This is a genomic window from Dermacoccus sp. UBA1591 (genome assembly GCF_002322065.1).
GTDB lineage: Bacteria > Actinomycetota > Actinomycetes > Actinomycetales > Dermatophilaceae > Dermacoccus > Dermacoccus nishinomiyaensis.
Map to the genome: position 1 here is coordinate 49,414 of NZ_DCNR01000029.1, position 6,272 is coordinate 55,685.

At 68.9% G+C, this 6,272-nt stretch carries 4 protein-coding genes; 3 read left to right on the forward strand and 1 reads right to left on the reverse strand.

Annotated features, from left to right (window positions below; genetic code table 11):
• Positions 1-100: 100 nt before the first annotated feature.
• Complete coding sequence (locus tag B2284_RS03355) at positions 101-688, reverse strand: TetR/AcrR family transcriptional regulator (RefSeq protein WP_286697188.1); 588 nt, start codon at positions 686-688, stop codon at positions 101-103.
• Positions 689-866: 178 nt separating this feature from the next.
• Here B2284_RS03355 and B2284_RS03360 point away from each other — a divergent pair, with 178 nt between their 5' ends.
• From B2284_RS03360 to betT, 3 genes are read left to right on the forward strand one after another with little or no spacing between them, the layout of a single operon-like run.
• On the forward strand, positions 867-2,363 hold the full coding sequence (locus tag B2284_RS03360) for an aldehyde dehydrogenase family protein (protein WP_286697189.1): 1,497 nt from the start codon (positions 867-869) through the stop codon (positions 2,361-2,363).
• 46 nt (positions 2,364-2,409) lie between these two features.
• Positions 2,410-4,152 carry a choline dehydrogenase gene (betA, locus tag B2284_RS03365; protein ID WP_038567914.1) on the forward strand — a complete coding sequence of 581 codons (1,743 nt, stop codon included), beginning with the start codon at positions 2,410-2,412 and terminating at the stop codon, positions 4,150-4,152.
• Positions 4,149-6,188, forward strand: a complete 2,040-nt coding sequence (gene betT / locus B2284_RS03370) for a choline BCCT transporter BetT (RefSeq protein WP_074039211.1) — start codon at positions 4,149-4,151, stop codon at positions 6,186-6,188. Before betA ends, betT begins: the two co-directional genes overlap by 4 nt.
• The last annotated feature ends 84 nt before the right edge of the window (positions 6,189-6,272 follow it).

Consider the following 6,272-nt stretch of genomic DNA (forward strand, 5'->3'; position numbering starts at 1 on the left):
TGTGCCGCACACTCCTCGTGCAGATGCGCATTTCTCGTGCAGTCTGCGTCACCGCGCCCTGTCCGCCGGCCCACGCGCGAGCACGAGCGGCGCTCCAATCTCAGACCGCCCGCTCCCGCGCGACGCGATACGAGCGCACCAGCATCTCGGCGGCACGTCGCCCCTCCTCGAGGGCCTCCTCGTACGGTTCGCGAAGCATGAGCGCGAGCGTCCCGGCGTAGATCGTCATGAGCGCTGACGCCAGGTGCGCCGCCGCCGCCCCTGCAACGGGTTCGCTGTACGCCAGCAGCCTGTCGCGCAGTAGCGCCGTTTCCTCCTCGAGCACGGCGCGCAGATCCGGGCCAGGGTTGACGATGGCGGCGCTCGTCCCGCTGAACGCGCACCACCGCTCGGGCAGGCGCTCCGCCTGGTAGGTCGCGAGCGCCGGCCACAGCGCGAGCAGGCGTTCCTCATCATCGGCGGCGGCGGCGATCGCGTCGTCCCACACCTGGGTCCAGATGTTCAGGCGACGTCGCAGCGCCGCGGCGATCAGCCCCTCCTTGTTGCCGAAGTGGGCGTAGAGGCTGGGCGGCGACGCGCCCGCGCGCTTGAGGATCGTGTCGACGGGCGTCGCGAAGGCACCTTCGATGAAGAGGAGCGAGTCGGCCGCGTCCAGCAGCCGTTCGCGCACGGGTGTTCGGGTGTTCACATCACCAGAATATAACGTGCGTTATCCTGGTGTCGATAACGCACGTTATATTCCCTCTGGCCACCCGCCCGTCGCGTCGCACGGGCAGGCCAGACCCGCGTCGCGCACGTCACGAGACGCCCGCACCCAGGGCGGCCGGCTCGTCGCCTGCGTCACGCACCGAGCACGAGGAGGCCGAATGAACACCCTGTACATCGACGGCGAATGGGTCGCCGCAGCGTCCGGCGAGAAGCGCACCATCACCTGCCCGGCCGACGGCAGCGAGGTCATCGTCGTCGACGAGGCCGGGGCCGAGGACGCGGCGAAGGCCATCGCCGCCGCACGTCGCGCGTTCGACTCGGGTGAGTGGCCGAACACGCCCGCCCCCGAGCGCGCCGCCCTGCTCGCGAAACTCGCCGACCTGCTGGAGCGGGACAAGGAGAAGGTCGCGCGCATGGAGTCGCGGGACACGGGCAAGCGCTACGCCGAGTCGCTCATCGACATGGACGACATCATCGGTGTCTTCCGCCACTTCTCGGCGCTGACGACGCAGCACGCCGGCCGTGTCGTCGAGACAGGCATGCCGGACGTGTCGAGCCGCGTCGTCACCGAGCCGGTGGGTGTGTGCTCGCTCATCACGCCCTGGAACTACCCGCTGCTGCAGACGGCGTGGAAGGTCGCACCGGCGCTCGCGGCGGGCAACACGTTCGTCCTCAAGCCCGCCGAACTGACGCCGCAGAGCGCGATGTGGCTCATGGACGCCCTCGCCGAGGCCGGCCTGCCCGCGGGCGTCGCGAACCTCGTCCTCGGCCCGGGCTCGAGCGTCGGCGTCGAGATGACGGAGAACGTGGAGGTCGACCTCGTCTCCTTCACCGGTGGCGTCGTCACCGGCCGCGCGATCATGGCCGCGGCCGCCCCGACGGTCAAGCGGGTCGCCCTCGAACTCGGCGGCAAGAACCCCAACGTCGTCTTCGCCGACGCCGACCTGCCCGCCGCCATCGACAACGCCCTGACCGCGATCATGCTCGACTCGGGCCAGGTGTGCTCCGCCGGTGCGCGTCTGATCGTCGAGGAGTCGATCCACGACGAGGTCGTCGACGAACTCGTGCGTCGCTGCGAGCTGATCCGCCTCGGCGGCCCGTTCGACGACGACGCCGAGACGGGCCCGCTCATCAGCGAGGCGCACCTCGAGAAGGTCGACGCCTACGTGCAGCGGGCCGTCGCCGACGGCGCCGTGCTGCGCACCGGAGGCAAGCGCGGCGAGGGTGAACTCGCGAACGGCTCCTACTACCTCCCGACGATCCTCGACGCGTGCGACGCCTCGATGGCGTGCGTCCACGACGAGTCGTTCGGCCCCGTCCTCACGGTCGAGACGTTCTCCGGCGCCACGCGCGAGGAGGCTGAGGACGCCGCCGTCGCCATCGCGAACGACACGATCTACGGCCTCGCCGGCGCGGTGTGGACGGAGAACGCCGGCCGCGCGGAGCGCGTCGCGAAGCGTTTGCGTCACGGCACGATCTGGATCAACGACTACCACCCCTATGTCCCGCAGGCCGAGTGGGGCGGCATGAAGCAGAGCGGCATCGGCCGCGAACTCGGTGAGGCCGGCCTCGGCGAGTACGTCGAGACCAAGCACATCTGGCACAACACGCGCCCCGCGCCCGCCGACTGGTTCTCCGGTCGCGAGCAGGCCTGAGCGCACCCACGACACCGAGACCGATCGAACGATCAGGAGAGACACCATGAAGAAGCGTTACGACTACGTCATCGTCGGCGGTGGATCCGCCGGTTCCGCCCTCGCCAACCGCCTCTCGGCGGACGCCGGCACGAGCGTCCTCGTCCTCGAGGCGGGGCGCGCCGACTTCAAGTTCGACCCGCTCATCCACATGCCCGCCGCGCTCATGTTCCCCTCGGGCAACCCGCTGTACGACTACAAGTACGAGACCGACCCGGAGCCCTACATGGGCGGCCGCCGCGTCGCGCACACGCGCGGCAAGGTGCTCGGTGGTTCGAGCTCGATCAACGGCATGATCTTCCAGCGCGGCAACCCCGGCGACTACGAGAAGTGGGCATCGTTCGAGGGCATGCAGGACTGGGACTACAAGCACTGCCTGCCGTACTTCAAGCGCATGGAGACGACGCTCGCCGGCGCTGACGCCTGGCGCGGCGGCTCCGGCCCCCTCGTGCTCGAGCGCGGCCCCGCGTCGTCGCCGCTGTTCCAGGCCTTCTTCGAGGCGACGCAGCAGGCCGGCTACGCGCTGACGGACGACGTCAACGGCTACCGCCAGGAGGGCTTCGCGCCCTTCGACCACAACACGTTCAACGGCTCGCGCATGAGCGCGTCGCGCTCGTACCTGTGGCCGATCAAGAACCGCAAGAACCTCGACATCGCGACGCTGTCGTTCGTCACGAAGCTGCGCTGGGACGGCAACCGCGTCACGGGTGTCGACTTCGTGCGCGGCGGCCGTCGTCACCACAGCGTCGACGCCGGCGAGGTCATCCTGTGCGGTGGAGCGTTCAACACCCCGCAGCTGCTGCAGCTTTCGGGCGTCGGCAACCCCGAGTACCTGCGCGAGGCCGGCGTCACGCCGCGCGTCGAGCTGCCCGGAGTCGGTGAGAACCTCCAGGACCACCTCGAGGTGTACCTGCAGCACGAGTCGAAACAGCCCGTCTCCATCCAGCCGTGGCTGAAGAAGTGGAAGGCCCCGTACATCGGTGCGCAGTGGCTGTTCCTCAACTCCGGTGTCGGCGCCTCCAACCACTTCGAGGCCGGCGGCTTCCTCCGCACGAACGAGGACGTCCAGTACCCCAACCTGATGTTCCACTTCCTGCCCGTCGCCGTCCGCTACGACGGCACCGGCGGTGACCACGAGCACGGCTACCAGGTGCACATCGGCCCGATGAACTCTGACGTGCGCGGTCACGTGCGCATCAAGAACGCCGACCCGAAGCAGCACCCGAGCATCCTGTTCAACTACCTGTCGACGGAGAACGACCGTCGCGAGTGGGTCGAGGTCGTGCGCACCGCGCGTCACATCCTGTCGCAGCCCGCGTTCGCCTCGTTCGACGGCGGCGAGATCAGCCCCGGGCCCGACTGCGCCACCGACCAGGAGATCATCGACTGGATCGCGAAGGACGCGGAGACGGCCCTGCACCCGAGCTGCTCGGTCAAGATGGGCACCGACGAGATGTCGTGCGTCGACCCGAACTCGATGAAGGTGCACGGCACCGAAGGCCTGCGCGTCGCCGACGCCTCGGTCTTCCCGAGCATCACGAACGGCAACATCTACGCGCCCGTCATGATGGTCGCCGAGCGCGCCGCCGACCTCATCGCCGGCAACACGATGCTCGAGCCGCAGGACCCGCCGGTCTACCGCGCGAAGGCTGGGATGCCGCTGTGGCCCCAGGGTGACCCCCGCAACGACGCCTGGGACGCCAAGGACGAGATCCCGAGCGCCGCGAAGGTGATGGCGGAGCAGCCGTGAGCAGCCCCGCCACCGTCACCGTCGAGGACGAACAGGTCGTCGACCCCAAGGTCAAGCCTGTCGTCCTCGGCGGCACGGCCGTCTTCATCGTCCTCGTCGCCGGATGGTGCCTCGTCGCCCCCAAGACCGCCGAGAAGCAGCTCGGTGATCTGACGGCATGGATGGGCGACTGGTTCGGCTGGTTCTACATCCTCCTCGCGACGGCGACGCTCGTCTTCGTCGCGTACATCGCGCTGCGTCACTCGAAGGTGCGCATGGGCGCCGACTCGGACCGGCCCGAGTACTCGACGTTCTCGTGGGCGTGCATGCTGTTCGCCGCCGGCATCGGCACCGACCTCATGTTCTTCGCGGTGGCCGAACCGGCGACGCAGTACCTCAACCCGCCGGCCGGCAAGGGCGGCACCGTCGAATCGGCACGTGAGGCGACGGTCTGGACGCTCTTCCACTACGGCATCACCGGGTGGGGCATGTACACGCTGATGGGCCTCGCCCTCGGCTACTTCGCCCACCGCAAGGGGCTGCCGCTCGCCGTCCGTTCAGCGCTGTACCCGCTGTTCGGCAAGCGCATCAAGGGTGGCATCGGCAACGCAGTCGACATCGCCACCGTCCTCGGCACGATCTTCGGTGTCGCGACGAGCCTGGGTATCGGTGTCGTCATGCTCAACGTCGGCCTCGACGTGCTGTTCGGCGCGCCGCAGGGCCTGCCGGTGCAGATCGGCCTCGTCGTCCTCGCCGTCGTCATGGCGACGATCTCGGCGACATCCGGCGTCGACAAGGGCATCCGCATCCTCAGCCAGCTCAACGTCATCCTGGCGCTGCTGCTCGCGGGTTGGGTGCTCGTGTTCGGCGACACGTCGTTCCTGCTGCGCGCCGCCGTCATGAACGTCGGCGACTTCGTCTCGATGTTCCCCGGCATGACGATGGACACGATGGCCTACGACTACCCCGCCGACTGGATGAACGGCTGGACGCTGTTCTTCTGGGCCTGGTGGATCGCCTGGGCGAGCTTCGTCGGCATGTTCCTCGCGCGCATCTCGAAGGGGCGCACGATCGGGCAGTTCGTCACCGGCACGCTGACGATCCCGTTCCTCTACATCGTCATGTGGGTGACGATGTTCGGCAACAGCGCGATCGAGCGCATCCGGGGCGGGCACGCGGCGTTCGGCGAATCGGCCGTCAACGCACCGGAGACGGGGTTCTTCGACCTGCTCCAGCAGTACCCGGCCGCGACGTTCATCATCGGGCTCGCGACGTTCGTCGGCCTGCTGTTCTATGTGACCTCGGCCGACTCCGGCGCGCTCGTCATGGCGAACCTTTCGTCGACGCTGCCCGACCCGGAGACGGACGCGAAGCCGTGGGTTCGCATCCTGTGGGCCGCCGCGACCGGTCTGCTGACGGTGGCGATGCTCGTCGTCGGCGGCATCAAGGCGCTGCAGTCGGCGACCGTCGTCATGGGGTTGCCGTTCGCGGTCGTCATGGTGCTCGTCATGATCGGGTTGCATCGCGCGCTCGAGGGCGAGCGGCGTCAGAGCGACGCGCTGCGCGCTTCGCTGCGCTCGTCGATCGTGTCGGCGCCACCCGCGCCGACGCAGGGTTCGTGGCGCAACCGGCTGGCACGCCAGTTCGGCACCGTCTCGCTGCGCACGCTCGAGACGCGCATGACGAGTGTCGTCGAACCGGCCCTCGAGGAGGTCGCGGCCGAACTGCGCAACAGCGGCGTCGACGCCGTCGTCGAGACGAACGCGGATCCGAGCCGTCACGTCGCGCGGACGGTGACGCTCACCGTCCACGCGCAGGGGCCCGGTTTCGACGACTTCCACTACCTCACGCACATCCGACGGGTGAAGGTCGCCTCGTACGGATCGCGCATGGTGGAGGCCGACGACACCTCGTGCCAGCTCGAGGTCGTCGTGCCCGGCGGCGGCACGTACGAGATCGACACGTACACGAAGGAACAGATCGCGCACGACGTGCTCGATCACTACCAGTGGTGGGTCGGCTCCGTCGACGCCGTCGCGACGGAGGCCGCCCGCTGACGCAGCCTCCCCCGCGTCGTTGACGTGCTGACGTGACGGGACGCGGGAGGCCGCGGTGAGGCCGCATGACGAAGGCCCGGTTCG